We start from the raw sequence: 18,148 nt of genomic DNA on the forward strand, positions 1-18,148 counted from the left end.
ATGCGTCCCGCCTCTTCTCGGAGGCTCAGAAACTATACAGACATTCGATCACCCTGTCAACCCTGGTCAGTCCTGCCAAGCAGTGCCACCGAAAAGCGCAAGAAACTGGGCGTCTATGCCTACATCTATGCAAGTCCCACAGCACAAAATGCGGATGATTCGTCACAGTGATGAATCATCCGCAGTCAAGACGGTCAGACTAATCTAGAAGTTGCTCGGCAGTCCAAGTCCTCACTGGAGAAGCCTCGGCAAAAGGCTTTTTGCTGTCCAGATTGGCAGCCAGGACTTGCCAATTCTGCGCTTTTGCCCGCAGGTACTCGGGCACTTCATGGTGGAGCAAATATTCCCCTTGGCCCAGGGGAGACAGCAAACGGAATGGTGGCTGGGTGAGCACAGTAAGCAGCTGGTTCAGATGAGCAGCATCCAGACTGCCAAGTTGTTCAGCCAGGCGCACCGAGGTGACCAGGCTATAAGCAGGCTGCTGTGCCAGCACCCGTAGCAACGCCGAAAAATTGCCATCCTCGCGCTGGCTGTCGTGCCTTTTTAGTAGGGCTTTGGCCGAAGCTACAGTCAGAGCCCCGGCTTCCCAGGCAGGACGCAGGGATAGAGGTGAGAGAGACACCCGCGATGCAGTCAAGTACTGCAAAGCTTCGTGAGTGACAACTGGAACGTCTAGCGTAGCCTGAGCTTCCGCAGCGAGCCAAAGGCGGTAGGTTGGCCCAGCTGCACGGCGGCCACCCGCCATCTCGTCATCCTGCCATCCAGCATCTATGCTCTGAGTTTGGATGCTCTGGGCAACACCAGCACGCCACTCAGACGAGTGGACTGCACTGCTGCCAGAAGCCACCAGCACCGTGTAGCTGTGGGTTGCCAGTTCAGCCCGCAGTCGCGTCAAGCCAGCCGCTGGATAATCAACACGGTAGCCACAGCGGCGGCCTATGGTTTCTAGCCACTGCTCACCATCAGCGCGGGGAGTTCCTCCAGACGGCAGCGCTGCTTCAAGGCCGCTGGAGGCGAGCGATTCATTCGGTGGCCCGCTATCACCCCCCTCACGTGAGGCGCGCCGCACTTCAGCAGGAGCCGACGCCAAATCCCGCAGGAGGCGCTGACTGGCCGCCGCTGCCGAACCGCCAGCAGCGCGGAGCGGTTCGCGCAAAGTCCGAGTCGGTCCTTCGAGTGACTCAGAAGCTCCAGCCTGCCGCGCTGCGCTCATGTCAGTCTCGTGCTGGGGAGCCTGAACTGTGCGGCCTGGGCGCACCGCCTCCCTCGTCCCTCGTTGGGGCCTGAGGTCTTCAGCGCTGCGAGCTTGAGAGGACTTTCGGGAAGCCGCCGAAAAATCACCCAAAGAACTGGGCTGAGCTTCAGCATCGAATGACACCGACAACTCTCCAAGCCTTCCAGGCGGGGTCGTCCCCAGCGATTCCTGGACCGGCTTACCCTGCTCTGGCGTGGACGGGGAGTGTCCCGAAACATCAATCCGGTGGACCCGGCGCGGGCCACTGTGGTCGGCACCGGCTTCAGGCAGCACCGTGGAGGATGCCTCTTGTCCCAGTGGCGGCACACTATAACGTCCGGCCCGCACCGCACGCTCAGCTGTCTCGCGCTCCATAGAAGCCCAGGGCCGACTGACGGGCGCTTCAGGGCGCTGCACCCGGACCTCACGGACATGGGCACTCGCGCTGACCACCGCGCGGACACTGCTCGCCTGTGCCCCCTCATCCGCCTTGCTTCCGGTCACCACCGAATCCGTGCGCCCACGTTCGCGCTCCGGTTCTGGGCGGGCGTAAGGTTTGACCACACCCTCCAGTTTGTAGCAACCCGGCAGCAGGGGCGTGATCAGCACCACGTCATTCACGCTCAGATGATGGTCACGGTAAAAAGGCCCTACGCCCAGCAAGCGTTCGCCCCCAATATCGGCGGTGTACTCGTGGCCGCTTTCATCGAACAGCCGAACGCTGCCCTCTGCCGGGAAATGAGGCTTGAGATAACGCTGTAGGCGCAAGCTGCCCTCTTGCAAGCAGGCGCGAGTAATGATGTAACGGAAGGTCTCCACGGTGGGCTCCTTGGGTCCTTGGAAATTGAAAATGCGGGTCCGGGTCACCATACTTGGGCCCAAAAACCTCATGCTGGAATCAATAAGTGCGTGGTTCAATGACCAAACGGCTCACTGGTTCTGCTCGGAGAGTCTCCTCAAGAACAGGTCAAAACAGAAATAGCCACAAACTCTATTTCATTCTTCAATGTAAAACAGACGGACACGGAAATGAATGCTTATAGGTCAGTACTGGCCTGCGACTAAGGTTTTTTAGGGCCGCCAGGAGTGGCAGCGGCGGGAGACATTCTTCAGCCTCCAGCCTCCTATGCTCAGGAATATGGACTTTGATCTCTCTCCTTTTTCTCACTCGGAGGTAGAGCTGCTGACGGATTTGAAGGCGCAGCACTTTCTGGAGCTGTACGCCCGCGAAACGGGAGAGGTGGCAGCAGAGACAAGCCTGGCAACGCCATTTGTGCCGACCACCGCGCAACTTACCTTCGCCGCGCGGGTGGCCTGGCGCAATGCGGCCCGCTGCATAGGCCGGGGCTACTGGCCAGCGCTGCATGTGCGTGACCTGCGGCACATCAGCGAACCTGAAGCGGTGTTTGCCGAGTTGCGGCGGCATCTGGCGCTGGCCTGGAATGGCGGCAAGGTCCAGAGTGTCATCAGCGTGTTCGGGCCGGACGTGCGGATTTTGAACGACCAACTGATTCGCTACGCGGGCTATCCGGACGGACGCGGTGATCCCCAGAACCGCCGCCTGACCGCGCAGTTGGTGGAGCTGGGCTGGCAAGCGCCAGAGCAACACACCGACTTTGATGTGCTGCCGTTGGCGATACAGACCCCGGCGGGCACCCGGCTCTTTGAGTGGGAGGCAGAGGATATACAGGAAGTGCCCCTCCTCCATCCCGAAGCGGGTGACCTGGGGCTGCGCTGGCATGCCCTGCCGGTGATCAGCAACATGGAACTGCGCTTTGCAGGCCTGACCTACCCCTGCGCACCCTTTAACGGGTGGTACCTGGCCACCGAAATCGGAGCGCGCAACCTGGCCGACCAAAACCGTTATGACCGCTTGCCTGAGCTGGCGCGGCGGCTGGGTCTGGACACATCGCGCGAGCGAACGCTATGGCGTGACCGGGCGCTGGTTGAGCTGAACCGGGCGGTGCTGTATTCGTTCGATAGGGCGGGCGTACGCATAGATGACCACCACAGCCTCAGCCAGCAATTCGTGGCCTTCGAGGAGCGTGAGCGGGCCGCCGGGCGGCGGGTGAATGGGCAGTGGGACTGGCTAATTCCGCCGCTCTCCCCGGCCACCACGCCGGTCTGGGCCCGCATATACCGCGAGGACCGCGACCTCACACCCGGCTTTTTTCATCCTCGGCAGCGCCCGGCTTCTGGCTGTCCGGTGGCCCACGGGGCGTAGCTCCGAACAGCAGCCATACGCTCTAGCCTTGGGCATGGACACGGTTCACGAGCTCAGGACTTTTTGTGCGGCGCTGCCACATTCGCAGGAGACCTTTCCCTTTGGTCCACAGCATCTGGTCTGGAAAGTGAGCGGCAAAATGTACGCCCTGACCGACATCACCGCTGATGAGCTGAGGCTCAGCCTGAAAGTGAGGCCGGAAGACAGCGAGCAACTCAGGGCGCAGTACCGGGGCATCACGCCCGGTCACCACCTGAACAAAAAGCACTGGATCACGCTGGACTTGCAGAGCGACGTCCCACCAGAGCTGAGCGCACAGCTGCTGCGCGGCAGCCACGCACTGGTGGCTGCGGGCCTGACCCGCGCCGTGAGGGCAGAACTTGGCTTATGAGCCCTGGGCCACAACGGCCCGTCTGCCAGATGTAGATTCATCCCAACGTCCACCCATCAGACGGAACACAGGTGCATGGGGCCAGCGCCGTGCTGGGCGGCCTCTCCCCCAGCAAGCGGCCTGGCCGCGCCGCCCTCAACCACCTGTCAATCCGGCAAACGCTTCGATAAGCATGCCAAAGAACTGCAGCGCGGGCAGCAGCAGCAGAAAGCCCAGGATCAGAACCCCACCCAGCGCCGTGCCCACGCCCTGACTGAAGTGCAGACACTGCTGCCCCGCCTCGACCAGACCCACCCGCTGAATGTCGCCCCAGTAGGCGACGGCCTCGCAGTCCGGCAGACGCACAAATTGGTTGGGCGGGGTGTCAGGACGCACCTGGGTCAGTTCCAACGCCGAGCCCCGCGAGAAAATATCCTGTGCGAACTGAATCTGGCCAGACGTACCGCCTGCCCTATAGGCAGGCGCACAGCCCGGCAGACTTGCGAGGAGCACCAGCCCCACCAAGAGATTCATTCTTTTCATGGTGAATGCCGTCTACCCTTTCCGCTCGGCCTGGGCCGCCGCAATCGCCTCGGCCACCCGCTCAGGGGCGGTGCCGCCGTAGCTCTGGCGGCTGCGGACACTTTGGCGGACGGTCAGGCCCTGCGCCACCTCGCCGGTCAGCAGCGGATGGGCCGCGCTCAACTCATCGCCGCTCAGCTCCCATAGTTGGCGACCACTGCGCGAGGCCAGACCCACCAGCGAGCCCACCACCTCGTGCGCCTCACGGAACGGCACCCCGCGCTGCGCCAGCCAGTCGGCCAGGTCGGTGGCGGTAGAGTAGCCCCGCGCCGCTGCCGCTTCGGTGATGTCGGCGTGCCAGACGGTGCGGGGCAACATGTCGCCGTACAGGCGCAGGACGGCGCGCAGGGTGTCATAGGTGTCGAACACGCCTTCTTTGTCTTCCTGAAGGTCTTTGTTGTAGGCCAGCGGCGTGCCCTTGACCACGGTCAGCAGGCCCATCAGGTGCCCGAAGACCCGGCCTGTCTTGCCGCGTGCCAGCTCGGCCACGTCCGGGTTTTTCTTCTGCGGCATGATCGAACTGCCAGTGGTGTGCGAATCGGGCAAGGTGAGAAAGCCGAACTCAAAGCTGGAATACAGAATCAGTTCTTCGGACATCCGTGACAGGTGCGCGATCAGGACGGCGCAGGCGCTCAGGAATTCCAGGGCAAAGTCGCGGCTGCCAACCCCGTCCAGGCTGTTGGCTGTAGGCCGCGCAAAGCCCAGGGCTCCAGCCACCGCGTGCCGGTCAATCGGCCAGGGTGTGCCAGCCAGCGCCGAGCTGCCCAGCGGGCACTCGTCCATGCGGGCGGCAGCGTCGCGCAGGCGGCCTTCGTCACGCCGGAGCATCTCCGCGTAGGCCATGAACCAGTGGGCCAGCAAGATAGGCTGCGCCACTTGCAGATGGGTGTAGCCCGGCAAAATCACTTCAGCTGTGAGGGCTTTCTCGGCTTCGGCCACCAGCACCCGGCGCAGCTGCCGGGTCAGATCGGCCAAGTCCAGGGCCGCTTCCAGCGTGAACAGCCGGAAATCCACCGCCACCTGATCGTTGCGCGAGCGGGCGGTGTGCAGCTTGCCCGCCACCGGCCCGATGCGGTCCCGCAGCGCCGCTTCGACGTTCATGTGGACATCTTCCCGGTCAATGCGCCACTCAAACTGCCCGGCGCGGATGTCCTCCCGAATCTCTACCAGGCCCTGGGAAATCTGCGTGACTTCCTCGCTGCTCAGGATGCCCTGGGCACCCAGCATCGCCACGTGCGCCAGCGAGCCGCGAATATCTTGCTCGGCCAGGCGCTGATCGAAGCCCACCGAAGCGTTGAACTGCTCGACCAGCGCGTCGGTGCCTTCAGCAAAGCGCCCAGCCCACAGTTTGGACTCCTTCTTCGGCCCAGCTTGCTTGGGATGTGTCATGGCCGCCTCAGTCGCCGCGCACTTCTTCGGGTTCGGCGGGCACGTAGCTTTCCGGCTTGGGGGTCTTCTTGGTACTGTCGGCCCAGCTTTCGACCCGCAGGCGCAGGGCATTGAGACGGATAAAGGCTCCAGCGTCGGCCTGGCGGTAGTCACCACCGGCCTCGAACGACACCAGCTCCTGGTCGTAGAGGCTGCGCGGGGCTTTGCGGCCCACCACCACACAGTTGCCCTTGTACAGCTTGAGACGGGCGGTGCCGGTCACGCGCCGCGCCACGTGGTCCATGTACACCTGCAACGCTTCGCGCTCCGGGGCGAACCAGAAGCCGTTGTAAACCAGCTCGGCGTACTTGGGTCCCAGGGCGTCGCGCTGGTGCAGCACCTCGCGGTCCAGGGTCAGGCTCTCCACGGCGCGGCGTCCGTGGTACAGGACTGTGCCACCGGGCGTCTCGTAGATACCACGTGACTTCATGCCCACGAAGCGGTTTTCGACCAGGTCAATTCGGCCAATGCCGTGCTTGCCACCCAGCTCATTGGCCCGCTCTAGCAGTGCAGCGGGGCTGAGGGCTTCACCATTGATTGCCACTGGGTCCCCTTCGCGGTACTCAATTTCTATGTATTCGGGCTCATTCGGAGCGTCCTCAATGTTGGCGGTCATCTTGCACAGGTCGGCGGGCGGCTCGGCCCAGGGGTCTTCCAGCAGGCCGCCCTCGTACGACACATGCAGCATGTTGGCATCAATGCTCCAGGGCGATTTCTTGGTGGTAGGCACCGGAATGCCGTGCTCCTGCGCGAAGGCTTCCAGGTCGGCGCGGCCCTGGAAGTCCCACTCACGCCAGGGAGCCACCGTCTGCAATTCCGGGTTCAGCGACAGCACCGAGAGCTCAAAGCGAACCTGGTCGTTGCCCTTGCCAGTCGCGCCGTGGCTAACGGCCACCGCGCCTTCTTTCTCTGCCAGCTCCACCATTTTCTTGGCAATCAGCGGGCGGGCAATTGAAGTGCCCAGCAGGTAGTAGCCCTCATACAGAGCACTAGACCGCATCATCGGGAACACATAGTCGCGCACGAATTCTTCGCGCAGGTCCAGGGCGTAGGCACTCACCGCGCCAGTCTTGAGGGCCTTTTCGCGGGCGTCCTCTACTTCGGCCCCTTGCCCCAAGTCGGCGGTAAAGGCCACCACGTCATAGCCGCGCTCTTGCTGCAACCACTTGATGATGATGGATGTATCGAGGCCGCCGCTGTAGGCGAGGACAATCTTTTCGCGCTGGGTCATGCATATCTCCTTGGGAACTGAGGCGCAGGGGCCGGGGCATAAAAAAAGCGACGTGAGTACGTCGCCCGCGTTCTGGAGAGAACCGGGCTAACTTGAACGTCGCAGCAAAAGGAAGATCATGGTCGGATGAGTATTCAGAGAATCTGAATAGCTATGCAAGCCTAACACCAGCTCAAGGTCGGGTCAAGCATCCTCCATGCGGACCGTTCATAGGCAGGAGCCAAAGCCAAATTTGCAGGCAGGCACGTCCCCAGGGGCACAACGCCTACGCGGAACCACAGGCCCGCCGGAATTCACTGCCCTGCCAGAGCCATCTGACCAAAGCCGCTGTCTGAACAAAGCTTAAGTGGGCCACGCGTCCCACACGCACTACGCTGAAGGGCAAGCAGCTGGGCTGCACCCCGCGCTGCGGAAAGGACACACCATGCAGGAAAAAGAGAAGGTGGGACAGGACGTACAGCAGGATGAGCAAAGCGGCGATCAGCCCCAAAACGCGCTGGGCCGTGAAATGGAAGGCGAAGGCATGTCCAGCAACTACAGCGGCATGGGCAACCTGAACCCAAATGACCTGACCACAGGCGACCATGCCACCGGCGAAACCGCCACCATGACCACCCCCGGGAGCAGCAAGACGGACGACGGGGCCAGCGAAGGCCACCGCATCGCCGACGAAGACAACCGGCAATAAGACTGGCGGGGGGATAGGGGCTGGGGCGTTGGCCCCGGCTTTTGTTGTTGGGTCTGATGAAGTCGTGTTCTGTTAACGGCTTCATCAGACATCACATGAGTGCCGGGTAGACGCACCGACATGGGCCAGTCCAGGCTCCTGGTCCACGCTGCCAGTTGCCCGCCCCGCGTCTGACCGACCTCCTTGCCCTGCCTCGCCGCTCGCCTGCACCTCTGTCCCGTTCCCATGACATACTACGTATCTGGAATGCCTAAGCGAACTGACCTCCAGACCATCCTGATTCTCGGCAGCGGCCCCATCCAGATTGGGCAAGCAGCCGAGTTCGACTATTCCGGCACGCAGGCGCTCAAGGCGCTCAAGGGCGAAGGCTACCGCGTGGTGCTGGTGAACTCCAACCCGGCGACGATCATGACCGACCCGGACCTGGCCGACGCAACGTATCTGGAGCCGCTGACTCCGGAGTTCGTGCGCAAGGTGATCGAGAAAGAGCGCCCAGACGCCGTGCTCCCCACGCTGGGCGGCCAGACGGCACTGAACCTGGCGATGGAACTGCATGCCAATGGCACACTTGAAGAGTTCGGCGTGGAGCTGATCGGCGCGAACGCCGAAGCCATCCACAAGGGCGAAGACCGCGAAGCCTTTCAGGCCGCCATGCAGAAAATCGGTGTAGAGACGGCACGCGGCAAGATGGTGCATTCGATGGAAGAAGCCATCGAGTATCAGAAGGAACTGGGCCTGCCCGTGGTCATCCGTCCTAGCTTCACGCTGGGCGGTACGGGCGGCGGCATCGCGCATACCTATGAGGACTTCCTGCGGATCACGGAGGGCGGTTTGCGGGACAGCCCCGTGACCAGCGTATTGCTGGAAGAATCCATCTTGGGCTGGAAGGAATACGAGCTGGAAGTAATGCGCGACACCGCCGACACGGTGGTCATCATCACCAGCATCGAGAACTTCGACCCGATGGGCGTGCATACCGGCGACTCGATTACGGTGGCCCCGGCGCAGACGCTGAGCGACGTGGAGTATCAGGACCTGCGCGACATGTCGCTGAAAATCATCCGCGAGATCGGGGTGGATACGGGGGGCTCCAACATCCAGTACGCCGTGAACCCTGCCGATGGCCGCGTGATCGTGATCGAGATGAATCCCCGCGTGAGCCGCTCCTCGGCGCTGGCGAGCAAGGCCACCGGCTTTCCGATTGCCAAGATTGCCGCGCTGCTGGCGGTGGGCTACCACCTCGACGAGCTGCCGAACGACATCACCAAGGAAACCCCGGCCAGCTTTGAGCCCAGCATTGACTACGTGGTGACCAAGATTCCGCGCTTTGCCTTTGAGAAGTTCCCGGGCACGCCCGACCATCTGGGCACCCAGATGCGCTCGGTGGGCGAGGTGATGGCGATTGGCCGCACCTTCAAGGAATCGCTGCAAAAGGCCCTGCGCTCGATTGAAGCCGACGTGCGCGGTGAATTTGCCGCCATGACCAAGGACGAGCTGCGCTCACTCCTCTACCCCAACCCCCGCCGGATTGAAGCCGTGATTGAACTGCTGCGCCGGGGCGAGAGCGTGGCGGCGCTGCACGAAAGCACTCGCATCAACGAGTGGTTCCTGCACCAGATCCGCGAAATTATTGACGCGGAAAAGGAAATCGCCGCGCTGGGGCCGATTGCCGAATGGAAGTACGAATACTGGCGCGAAATCAAGCGGCTGGGCTTTAGCGACGCACGCCTGGGCGAAATCGTGAACCTGAGCGAAGCGCAAGTGCGTGAGCTGCGTAAGAAGGCCAAAGCCACACCCGTCTACAAGACGGTGGACACCTGCGCCGCCGAGTTCGAGGCGTTTACCCCGTACCACTACTCCACCTACGAGTGGGAGGACGAGGTGCGCGGCACCGACAAGCCCAAAGTGGTGATTCTGGGGAGCGGTCCCAACCGCATCGGGCAGGGCGTGGAGTTCGACTACGCCACCGTACACGCCGTTTGGGCACTGCAAGAGGCGGGCTATGAGACCATCATGGTGAACTCCAACCCCGAAACGGTGTCTACCGACTACGACACGGCGGACCGCCTGTACTTCGAGCCGCTCACCTTTGAAGATGTGATGAACATCATCGAGCACGAAAAGCCGGTGGGCGTGATTGTGCAACTTGGCGGACAGACGCCGCTCAAGCTGGCGCAAAAGCTGGCCGACGCGGGCGCGCCCATCATCGGCACCAGTCCCGAAACCATTCACCAGGCCGAGGACCGCGCCAGCTTCAACGAGCTGTGCGAGCGCCTGGGCATTCCACAGCCGCTGGGCAAAGTGGCCGCCACCCCCACCCAGGCCGAGCGACTGGCCGAGGAACTGGGCTTCCCGCTGATGGCCCGCCCCTCCTACGTGCTGGGGGGCCGCGCCATGCGGACGGTGCGCTCCATGCCCGAGCTGAAAACGTACCTGCGCGAAGTGTACGCGGCCGTAGAAGGCCAGCCGAGCATCCTGCTGGACCAGTTCTTGGAAGGAGCGCTGGAGCTGGACGTGGACTGCCTGTGCGACGGCCAGAGCGCTGTGGTCGCGGGCATCATGGAGCACATTGAGGCCGCCGGGGTTCACTCGGGCGACTCGGCCTGCATCATCCCTCCCGTCAGCCTGAGCGCCGAGCTGCTGGAGACAGTCAAGAAGACCACCGAACGCCTGGCGCTGGAACTGGGCGTGAAGGGCCTGATGAACGTGCAGTACGCGGTGAAGGACGGCGTGCCCTACATCCTGGAAGCCAACCCCCGCGCCAGCCGCACGGTGCCATTCGTCTCCAAAGCCACCGGCCACCCGCTCGCCAAGTACGCCGCCCGCATCGCCGCTGGCGAGACGCTGGAGCAGATTGGCCTGCTGGACACCCCCACGCCGGGCATGTACTCGGTGAAGGAAGTTCACCTGCCGTTCCTGAAATTCAAGGACGTGCTGCCCGTGCTGGGGCCGGAAATGAAAAGCACGGGCGAAAGCATGGGCATAGACGCCGACCCGTATCTGGCGTTTTACCGCGCCCAGTTGGGGGCCAAGAACTACCTGCCCCTGAGCGGCACTGCCCTGCTGCTGGGGGATGGGCTGGACGACGTTGCCGCCACGCTGGAAGGCGCGGGCCTGAGGGTCATTCGGGAGCAGGACAGCGACAACTTGCCCGACCTCCTCATTGACGTGACGGGCAGCCGCCTGCTGCGTACCGCGCTGGAACGGGGCGTGCCGATGGTCAGCACCCGCGAAGGGGCCGAGTGGACGGCGAAGGCGATAGCGAAGGCGCAGGGTGAAGCGTTGGGAGTGGAGAGCTTGCAGGGATGGGTAAAATAAATCCCATCTCTAGGCAGAAATCTTTGGAATTGGGAGAACTAAAAAGTGGATAAATCTTTTGAGTGGGAAAGCCAGCTTTCTCAACAACGCAGAAAAGTAGACTCTGATAACTTCGATGTGACGGTTCGAGAACTTGTCAGAATGGTAACTGACAAAGAATTAGAGCGGGCACCAGTCTACCAACGTCAATTTCGTTGGGACGATGCACAGGAATCAAAGCTGATTGAATCCGTCTTTCTGGGACTTCCAGTGCCAACTATCTATGTAGCAACGAACTCTGATGGCACATGGGAAATTGTTGACGGATTGCAGCGCATTTCAACTCTTATACATTTTGTCTCAAATGACAAGTCAATCCTGGATTCAATTGGCAAAGATGAGCCTCTGCGTCTTATTGGTTTAGATAAGCTGGATTCATTCAATAATTATCAATTTAGCGAATTGCCAACCCCGATACAATTATCTTTTTTGAAAAGGTCGCTTAGAATTACCTCGCTATCGGATAAGGCGGATAAAAACGTGAGATTCGATATGTTTGAACGTCTAAATACTGGTGGGATTATTCTAACGCCTCAAGAAATTAGGGCGTGTATTTACCGTGGGGAATCCGTAGACTTTTTTCGAGAACTCGCCGAAAATCCCGAATTCTTAAAATTAATTAAGCTAAAAAAGGGCAATAGGAACGATGGTACTCTCGAAGAAATAGTTCTTAAAGCATTCGCATATAAAGAAGGTAGAAGTTCATTCAAAGGTGATGTAAAAAATTTCCTGACTGCTTATATGGGAAATATGAAAGGCGACTTCGATTATTCTAAGCGCAGAGAACTATTCAATAATGCAGTTAAAAACCTGGCAAATGTGATGGATGGCCCGATACTAAGACCAAAAGTTGGATGGACACCTGTCAACCTTGCGGAAGGAGTCATAATTGCTGCCATGGATTTGGTCGAAGATGGATATACTAATTTTACACCAAAGGATAATTGGCTATCCGATAAGGTGCTGATAAAATTTAGCACAGGTGGAACTAATACAAATAAAGCACTGCTCTCTAGGATTTCAAGAGCAAAAGAATTATTGATGGGTGGAGAAATTTCATCCGATGACTCTGAATAATATTTGTAGCTCTCCTTATAATCGGCTTGCGACAGAATTTGAATCTATACGGCAAACATTACATCTCTGCGATAGTTTAACTCTAAGTAGTAATCTTAGTCAGAGAAAGATGGCTGCGTATCTTAAATCCTATTCTTTTGTATGGGCGCAGGCGGAAATAGAGCGCTTTATGAAAGACTGCCTTGAGAATCTTGTCAGGGAAATAAATTCTCTGAGGATTCGAATAGTTGACACAAAGCTTTGTCTGATAACACTCTGCAAGTCATCACATCTTCAGTCGCTACAAAATTTGAAAGGAACGAAGATGTGGAATAGGCGTGTTGAAATCGTTGCTTTAGCTGAGTCCACAGAAATTATTGAGATTTCCTCTGATGACATTCCATTGGATGGAAAGACTATTAGGCCTGAGCACTTTGAAACCATCTGGGGAGTTTTTGGTTTTTCAGGCTCTTATATGCCGTCGCCCAGACATGCATTAGCGCTGAACAATTTAGCAGATTCTCGAAACACAGTCGCACACGGAGATGAAGTGCCTGAACGTTTCGGGAGAACCAAAACCGCAACCGACATTTCTAGGCTCTTAGATTTATCAGAAGAGATTATCATTCATTTAATTGCTACAATTGAGAAGTATATAGATGAAGAGGATTACAAGAGGTAAATTCTGATTAGCCCAAGCCTCTGCTTTGGCGGGGCAGCAGGGGTGGGGGCAGCGGCTGGGGCGCGGTGATGGATGATGGGTTCGGCCTTGCGGCCTGATGGATGATGGGAAGGCGGGAAAGGGGGCGGGGAGCGGCTTGCGGGCGGCTCCCTTCCGCTTTTACAGGGCCAAGTGCAGGCGGATTTTCCCGTCCAGCTCCTGCATCAGGTCGGGGGGGACATGGCCCAGCCGTTTCCCCAGGCAAGTCACGGCAATACAGGTCATCAGTTCCGTCTGCGCTTTGCTGTCCAGGTTCAACCCGGTGCGCTCGGTAGGGAGCAGCAATTGGAAGTCGTACACCGTATTCAGGTTACTGGTCAGCGGAATGACGGCCAGTGCGTCCGCTTTGGCATTGGCGACATTATTGGTGATGACCACAGCGGGACGCTTGAAGTCCGGTTCCCCAGCGCGGGCGGGGCCGAAGTGCGTCAGGAAAATATCGCCGCGCCTGATGAGACTTACAGCCATTCGCTGCCGTCGCTGGGTTCCAGGCCGTCGGTGTTGCCTTCAAGGAAGAGGGCACGATGCGGGTCGTTCTCGCTGGCAAGGGCCGCGTACTGCTCGGCCAGTTCCTGTTCGCGTAGGGCTTGAACCGCTTTTACAAAGGCTTCACTGCGGCTCTCAAGGTTGTGCGCCTGCTGATAGTCCTTGATGTAGCGGGCAATATCAGGCGGCAGGCTAATGGTCATGCGTTCAACATTCTGGTAAGTTATAGTTTCATACTAACATTCTTACGTCTTCGCTTACGCCCGTTTAAGCTCTGCTCTGGCGGGACGGGGGTAAGCAGTGGGTGATTTTGCTTATTCTCACCCCAGCCACCACGCCAGCGCCTCCCGCTGCACTTCTGGCGGCACGGTATGCCCGCCTTCAAACTCCACGTAGTGCAGGTCATACCCCGCACCCGTCAGCTCCTCCCGAATCACCCGCCCGCAGCGGTCAATCGGGAGCACGTGGTCTGCGGTGCCGTGCGAAACGAAAATGCGCGGCTGGCCCACCTGTACGGCGGGAGCCAGGAAACCAGGCGAAAAGCCCAGCAGGTGGCTGAACAGGTCGCCGTTGCCCAGGCCCAGCGACAGGGCGTAGCTGGCCCCGTCCGAAAAGCCGTCCAGCGCCAGGTGCTGCGGGTCTACGGCGTAGCGGCTGAACACCAGTTGCAGCGCCCGGTTAATGAACTCCACGTCCGGACCATAGCCTCCCCGAATTACATCCCAGGTGCTCCCGCGTGAGTCGCACGCCAGCAGGATAAGGCCGTGCTCCTCGGCAGCCTCCACGAAGGGCCGGATAGAATGGCTGGCCTGACTTCCTGCTCCATGACACGCCACCAGCAGCGGGCGCGGGCCAGTCAGCGGGTGACGGGTCGGCACGTACAGCAGCCCATCTCTCCCCTGCCCCAGCCCCAGCGGAAGCAGGCCGCGCTCGCTGGGGGCTGTGTGGTAGGCAGCAGGGTCCGGGCGGGCAGTCAGGCGGGCGGGGGGCGGGGTCATGCTTCAGTATGGGGCGGGCCAAAGCAAAAGCCCCCACCGCTGGGGCTGGGGCTGTCTGTGTGGTGCACCCGACAGGAATCGAACCTGTGGCCTGCCCCTTAGGAGGGGGCCGCTCTATCCAACTGAGCTACGGGTGCGGATGCGGGCGTGAATACAGCGCAGGGGCTAATGTACAGGCCCGCTTGGACGCCGCAGCAGTATAGCAAAGCGCCTGCCGCCCAGGCCCAGCCGCTAGACTAAACCCCATGTCCGACCAGAACCTGGAACAGCTGAGCATCAACACCATCCGCACCCTTGCCATAGACGCGGTGCAGGCGGCCAATTCCGGCCACCCCGGCGCGCCGCTGGGCATGGCCCCCATGGGCTATACGCTGTGGCAGCGCTTTTTGCGCCACAACCCTGCCAACCACCGCTGGCCGGGCCGGGACCGCTTCGTGCTGTCGGCGGGGCACGCCTCTATGCTCATCTACAGCCTGCTGCACCTGACCGGCTACCCCAAGATGACCTTGCAGGAGCTGAAAGACTTTCGGCAGTGGGACAGCCAGACGCCCGGACACCCGGAGTTCTTTCACACCGACGGGCTAGATGCCACCACCGGGCCGCTGGGCCAGGGCATTGCGATGACGGTGGGCATGGCGATGGCCGAAGCGCATCTGGCCGCCCGGTACAACCGAGAGGGCTTCCCGGTGTTCGACAACTACACCTACGCCATCTGCGGCGACGGCGACCTGCAAGAAGGCGTGAGCCACGAGGCCGCCGCGCTGGCCGGGCACCTGGGTCTGGGCAAACTGATCTGGCTGCACGATGACAACGAAGTGCAGCTGGACACCGTGGTCGCCAAGGCCGATTCCGAGCGGATGCGCCTGCGCTTCGAGGGCTACGGCTGGCAGGTACTGAAGGTCGAAGACGGCAACGATGTTGAGGCGATTGCCGCCGCCATCGAGCAGGCCCAGGCTGAAACCGGCAAGCCCACGCTGATTCAGGTCCGCACCGTGATCGGTTTCGGCAGCCCGCGTGCGGGCACCCCCAAGGCACACGGCGAGCCGCTGGGCGACGAGGGCGTGGCCGAGACCAAGCGGGCGCTGGGCTGGGACCATCCCGCCTTTACCGTGCCCGCCGAAGTGGCCGAGCACATGAGTGCCCTGGAGCGCGGCGCAGCGCAGCAGGCCGAGTGGGAAGGGATGATGAACCGCTACCGCGCCGAGTTCCCCGAACTGGGCCAGGAGGTGGACGACCTGCTGGAGCGCGAGCTGCCGGAGAACCTCTGGGAAGCACTGCCGCAGTGGGAAGCAGGCAGCAAGGCCCAGGCCACCCGCTCCAGCAGCGGCGAGGTGATCAACGCGCTGGCCCCGCTGGTGCCGGGGCTGATGGGCGGCAGTGCCGACCTGTCGGGCAGCACCAAGACCACCATCACGGGTGAAGACCACATGCAGGCGGACAACTACGCCGGGCGCAACGTGTACTTCGGGGTGCGCGAGTTCGGCATGAGCGCCGCTGCCAACGGCCTGAGCCTGTACGGCGGCCTGCGCCCACTGGTGGGCACCTTCATGGTGTTCAGCGATTACCTCAAGCCAGCCTACCGCCTGAGCGCCCTGCAAATGCAGCCGGTGACCTACGTGCTGACCCACGACAGCGTGGGCCTGGGCGAAGACGGCCCCACCCACCAGCCGGTAGAGCAGCTGGCGATGCTGCGGGCGGTGCCGGGCGCCCACGTATTCCGTCCCGCCGACGCCAACGAGACCGCCGCCGCCTGGGCACTGGCCCTGGAATACAAAAAAGGTCCCACCGCCCTGGTGCTGTCGCGCCAGAACCTGCCGGTGCTGCCTGCCAACCATGACGGCGTGAAACGGGGCGCTTACGTGGTCCGCGACGCCGAGAACGCCGCTGTGACCTTGCTGGCCACCGGCTCAGAAGTGTCGCTGGCGCTGGACGCCGCACAGGCCCTGGCCGCCGAGGGCGTGGCCGCGCGAGTGGTGTCCATGCCCTGCTTCGAGCTGTTCCGCGAACAGGACCGGGGCTACCGCCGCGAGGTGCTGGGCACGGCCCCCCGCGTGGCGATTGAAGCTGCTGCCAGCCAGCCCTGGTTCGAGTGGGTCGGCACGGAAGGTGGCCTGGTCACCCTGGACCGCTTCGGCGCTTCGGCTCCCGGCGAAGTGGTGCTGGAAAAGCTGGGCTTTAGCGTGGACAACGTGGTGAAGGTCGCCAAAGCAACCATCGCCTGAGCTGCCCACTGCTCTCCCCTGCCCCGGCTGCGGCCCTGGCGGGGGATTTTTTCTGTCACGGGGTTGTCAGGGCCGCAGCGCTACAACCTGACCGTGCCTCTGGAGTGGACTGCCAACTATGAAACCGGCGAAAGCCGACTGGACCGCCAGCACCAGCGGCTGTTCGAGTACGCCAACGAGCTGGAACGCCACCTGGACCGCTTCCAGGCGGGCGAGGCACTGGACGCCGAAGAGCTGAAGGTGTGGCTCTCCTTCCTGGAGACGCACCTCTACCTGCACCTCACCTACGAGGAACTGCTGATGCGGCGCACCGGCCATCCTGCTGCCGAACGGGGGCGCGCCGCGCACAAGCGGCTGGAAGCCTACGGGCAGGGTTTCCGCGCCCGACTGGCAGCGCAGGGCCTGAGCCTGCCCCTGCTGGAAGAGCTGCACCACGTCATGCACACCTGGCTGCTGGGGCACGTGGTCCGCACCGATGTGAGCACGCCACAGCTCAGGAAGCCCGCCGCGCAGGGGACGGCCCGCTTGGTTCAGCGGCAGGTTTCGGCCGCCACCCCACTCCCCCGGGCCAGCTGAGCTCAGTTCCCCAGAATCTCGCTCAGGTTGCCGCCCAGTGCCGCGCTGGCTGCCCCCACCGCCGAGTGGCCCACACCGCCCAGGGTAGGAGCCAGCCACACCCGCCCGCTGCCCCGGTACACCTGCAAGTACCCTTCGCCGGTCTTGCCCGAAGAGAGCAGGCCACGGGCGCTGCGCTCCACGGTCATGTCCAGGCCAGCGGTATAGGCCAGCACCAGATTGCCGTCTACCTTGAGGGTTTCACCCTGGAGGTCCAGCACCTGGAATTCGTCCGGGTGAACGGGGCTTTGCAGGCAAAAGACGCCGTTCCCGCTCAGGCGGGGCTGGATACGTCCCTCACCGCTGCCCAATACATTGGCGAACCCCCGGTTCACGTGCCGGCCCACCGTGATTCCCCCAGCCGCCGCCACAAAAGCACCGTCGTCCACAATCAGGTCCTCGCCGCTCAGCTCACCCAGCAGGTAGTGCAGCCGGGTAGGTTCAGTACTGAGCTGCCCACTGCCCCGGTACACCGTCTTGAACAGGCCCTCGCTGGTTGCCGCTGCAGCCACAGCGCCGCGCAGCAGCCCGCCCAGGCCGCCGCCCTGCGCTCCGCCTGTGGCCGAGGCCTGCATTTCGATGTCGCCGCGTAGCCACTGGAGCGCCCCCGGCTCCAGCACAGCCTGGCCGCCGCCCAGCTCAATCTGAAGCTGGCGGTAAGGGTCAGGGCGGTTCACCGACTGATGAAACCCGCTGAGCGGTTCTTCCAGCGGGTAGGCGGCGTACTCCAGCACGCGCACGGCCGCGCCTGAAGCGGTGAGGGTCTGGGCGATATGGGACTGCCATTTGTATTGCATACCCCCAGTACGTAGGGAGCTGCGCCTGGGTTCCAGCGCCCGAATAGCTCCGCGATGTGATGCGCGCAGACGGGCTCAGTACCTGACAGGTTGCCTTTCGGCCCCTCCTGGCGCAGGAAATGGAGTCCTCAAGAGGTCC

At 61.6% G+C, this 18,148-nt stretch carries 16 protein-coding genes and 1 tRNA gene; 8 read left to right on the plus strand and 9 right to left on the minus strand.

Annotation, left to right across the window (positions count from 1 at the left end; genetic code table 11):
* Window positions 1–199 precede the first annotated feature (199 nt).
* Complete coding sequence (locus IE158_RS11845; protein WP_189643918.1) at window positions 200–2,053, minus strand: hypothetical protein; 1,854 nt, start codon at window positions 2,051–2,053, stop codon at window positions 200–202.
* Window positions 2,054–2,372: 319 nt separating this feature from the next.
* Between IE158_RS11845 and IE158_RS11850 the strand changes: the two genes are divergently transcribed.
* On the plus strand, window positions 2,373–3,458 hold the full coding sequence (locus tag IE158_RS11850; RefSeq protein WP_189643919.1) for a nitric oxide synthase oxygenase: 1,086 nt from the start codon (window positions 2,373–2,375) through the stop codon (window positions 3,456–3,458).
* A 34-nt stretch (window positions 3,459–3,492) separates the two neighbouring features.
* Window positions 3,493–3,849 carry an MmcQ/YjbR family DNA-binding protein gene (locus tag IE158_RS11855; protein WP_189643920.1) on the plus strand — a complete coding sequence of 119 codons (357 nt, stop codon included), beginning with the start codon at window positions 3,493–3,495 and terminating at the stop codon, window positions 3,847–3,849.
* Between the two features lie 135 nt (window positions 3,850–3,984).
* Here IE158_RS11855 and IE158_RS11860 read toward each other — a convergent pair whose 3' ends face one another.
* The 3 genes from IE158_RS11860 to IE158_RS11870 are packed head-to-tail and all read right to left on the minus strand — an operon-like array spanning window position 3,985 to window position 7,069.
* A complete protein-coding gene (locus IE158_RS11860; RefSeq protein WP_189643921.1) occupies window positions 3,985–4,362 on the minus strand; it encodes a hypothetical protein in 378 nt (125 codons plus the stop codon).
* A 21-nt stretch (window positions 4,363–4,383) separates the two neighbouring features.
* Window positions 4,384–5,799 carry an argininosuccinate lyase gene (gene argH / locus IE158_RS11865; protein WP_189643922.1) on the minus strand — a complete coding sequence of 472 codons (1,416 nt, stop codon included), beginning with the start codon at window positions 5,797–5,799 and terminating at the stop codon, window positions 4,384–4,386.
* A gap of 7 nt (window positions 5,800–5,806) precedes the next feature.
* Entirely contained in the window at window positions 5,807–7,069 is a 1,263-nt protein-coding gene (locus IE158_RS11870) for an argininosuccinate synthase (RefSeq protein WP_189643923.1), read from the minus strand.
* A gap of 346 nt (window positions 7,070–7,415) precedes the next feature.
* On the opposite strand from IE158_RS11870, the gene IE158_RS11875 reads away from it, so the two are divergent.
* The 4 genes from IE158_RS11875 (at window position 7,416) to IE158_RS11890 (ending at window position 12,852) form a co-directional block, all read left to right on the plus strand.
* Window positions 7,416–7,757, plus strand: a complete 342-nt coding sequence (locus IE158_RS11875) for a hypothetical protein (protein WP_189643924.1) — start codon at window positions 7,416–7,418, stop codon at window positions 7,755–7,757.
* Window positions 7,758–8,003: 246 nt separating this feature from the next.
* The gene (gene carB / locus IE158_RS11880; protein ID WP_189643925.1) at window positions 8,004–11,075 is read left to right on the plus strand and encodes a carbamoyl-phosphate synthase large subunit; all 3,072 of its coding nucleotides are present in this window, start codon (window positions 8,004–8,006) and stop codon (window positions 11,073–11,075) included.
* A gap of 45 nt (window positions 11,076–11,120) precedes the next feature.
* Window positions 11,121–12,191 carry a DUF262 domain-containing protein gene (locus IE158_RS11885; protein WP_189643926.1) on the plus strand — a complete coding sequence of 357 codons (1,071 nt, stop codon included), beginning with the start codon at window positions 11,121–11,123 and terminating at the stop codon, window positions 12,189–12,191.
* Window positions 12,178–12,852 (plus strand): MAE_28990/MAE_18760 family HEPN-like nuclease, encoded by a 675-nt coding sequence (locus IE158_RS11890; RefSeq protein WP_189643927.1) that lies wholly within the window; start codon window positions 12,178–12,180, stop codon window positions 12,850–12,852. The genes IE158_RS11885 and IE158_RS11890 overlap by 14 nt, the downstream gene beginning before the upstream one ends.
* Before the next feature lie 159 nt (window positions 12,853–13,011).
* Here IE158_RS11890 and IE158_RS11895 read toward each other — a convergent pair whose 3' ends face one another.
* The 4 genes from IE158_RS11895 to IE158_RS11910 form a co-directional block, all read right to left on the minus strand.
* Window positions 13,012–13,359 (minus strand): type II toxin-antitoxin system PemK/MazF family toxin, encoded by a 348-nt coding sequence (locus tag IE158_RS11895; protein WP_189643928.1) that lies wholly within the window; start codon window positions 13,357–13,359, stop codon window positions 13,012–13,014.
* Window positions 13,350–13,580: a ribbon-helix-helix domain-containing protein gene (locus IE158_RS11900; protein WP_229839102.1), complete on the minus strand. Its 231-nt coding sequence runs from the start codon at window positions 13,578–13,580 to the stop codon at window positions 13,350–13,352. Before IE158_RS11900 ends, IE158_RS11895 begins: the two co-directional genes overlap by 10 nt.
* Before the next feature lie 117 nt (window positions 13,581–13,697).
* Window positions 13,698–14,375: an alpha/beta hydrolase gene (locus IE158_RS11905; RefSeq protein WP_189643929.1), complete on the minus strand. Its 678-nt coding sequence runs from the start codon at window positions 14,373–14,375 to the stop codon at window positions 13,698–13,700.
* 60 nt (window positions 14,376–14,435) lie between these two features.
* Window positions 14,436–14,512, minus strand: a tRNA-Arg gene (locus IE158_RS11910).
* 108 nt (window positions 14,513–14,620) lie between these two features.
* On the opposite strand from IE158_RS11910, the gene tkt reads away from it, so the two are divergent.
* Both tkt and IE158_RS11920 read left to right on the plus strand, forming a co-directional pair.
* Window positions 14,621–16,597 (plus strand): transketolase, encoded by a 1,977-nt coding sequence (gene tkt, locus IE158_RS11915; RefSeq protein ID WP_189643930.1) that lies wholly within the window; start codon window positions 14,621–14,623, stop codon window positions 16,595–16,597.
* Window positions 16,598–16,690: 93 nt separating this feature from the next.
* Window positions 16,691–17,173, plus strand: coding sequence for a bacteriohemerythrin (locus tag IE158_RS11920; RefSeq protein WP_189643931.1), 483 nt, complete (start codon window positions 16,691–16,693; stop codon window positions 17,171–17,173).
* A gap of 2 nt (window positions 17,174–17,175) precedes the next feature.
* Here IE158_RS11920 and IE158_RS11925 read toward each other — a convergent pair whose 3' ends face one another.
* Window positions 17,176–18,009 (minus strand): AIM24 family protein, encoded by an 834-nt coding sequence (locus IE158_RS11925; protein ID WP_189643932.1) that lies wholly within the window; start codon window positions 18,007–18,009, stop codon window positions 17,176–17,178.
* Window positions 18,010–18,148 lie beyond the last annotated feature (139 nt).

Source organism: Deinococcus piscis, assembly GCF_014653275.1.
GTDB lineage: Bacteria > Deinococcota > Deinococci > Deinococcales > Deinococcaceae > Deinococcus > Deinococcus piscis.

Coding starts and splice junctions, on each gene's coding strand:
- IE158_RS11850 (WP_189643919.1), top strand. CDS start 2,373: ATGGACTTTGATCTCTCTCCTTTTTCTCACTCGGAGGTAGAGCTGCTG.
- IE158_RS11855 (WP_189643920.1), top strand. CDS start 3,493: ATGGACACGGTTCACGAGCTCAGGACTTTTTGTGCGGCGCTGCCACAT.
- IE158_RS11860 (WP_189643921.1), bottom strand. CDS start 4,362: ATGAATCTCTTGGTGGGGCTGGTGCTCCTCGCAAGTCTGCCGGGCTGT.
- argH (WP_189643922.1), bottom strand. CDS start 5,799: ATGACACATCCCAAGCAAGCTGGGCCGAAGAAGGAGTCCAAACTGTGG.
- IE158_RS11870 (WP_189643923.1), bottom strand. CDS start 7,069: ATGACCCAGCGCGAAAAGATTGTCCTCGCCTACAGCGGCGGCCTCGAT.
- carB (WP_189643925.1), top strand. CDS start 8,004: ATGCCTAAGCGAACTGACCTCCAGACCATCCTGATTCTCGGCAGCGGC.
- IE158_RS11890 (WP_189643927.1), top strand. CDS start 12,178: ATGACTCTGAATAATATTTGTAGCTCTCCTTATAATCGGCTTGCGACA.
- IE158_RS11895 (WP_189643928.1), bottom strand. CDS start 13,359: ATGGCTGTAAGTCTCATCAGGCGCGGCGATATTTTCCTGACGCACTTC.
- IE158_RS11900 (WP_229839102.1), bottom strand. CDS start 13,580: ATGACCATTAGCCTGCCGCCTGATATTGCCCGCTACATCAAGGACTAT.
- IE158_RS11905 (WP_189643929.1), bottom strand. CDS start 14,375: ATGACCCCGCCCCCCGCCCGCCTGACTGCCCGCCCGGACCCTGCTGCC.
- tkt (WP_189643930.1), top strand. CDS start 14,621: ATGTCCGACCAGAACCTGGAACAGCTGAGCATCAACACCATCCGCACC.
- IE158_RS11925 (WP_189643932.1), bottom strand. CDS start 18,009: ATGCAATACAAATGGCAGTCCCATATCGCCCAGACCCTCACCGCTTCA.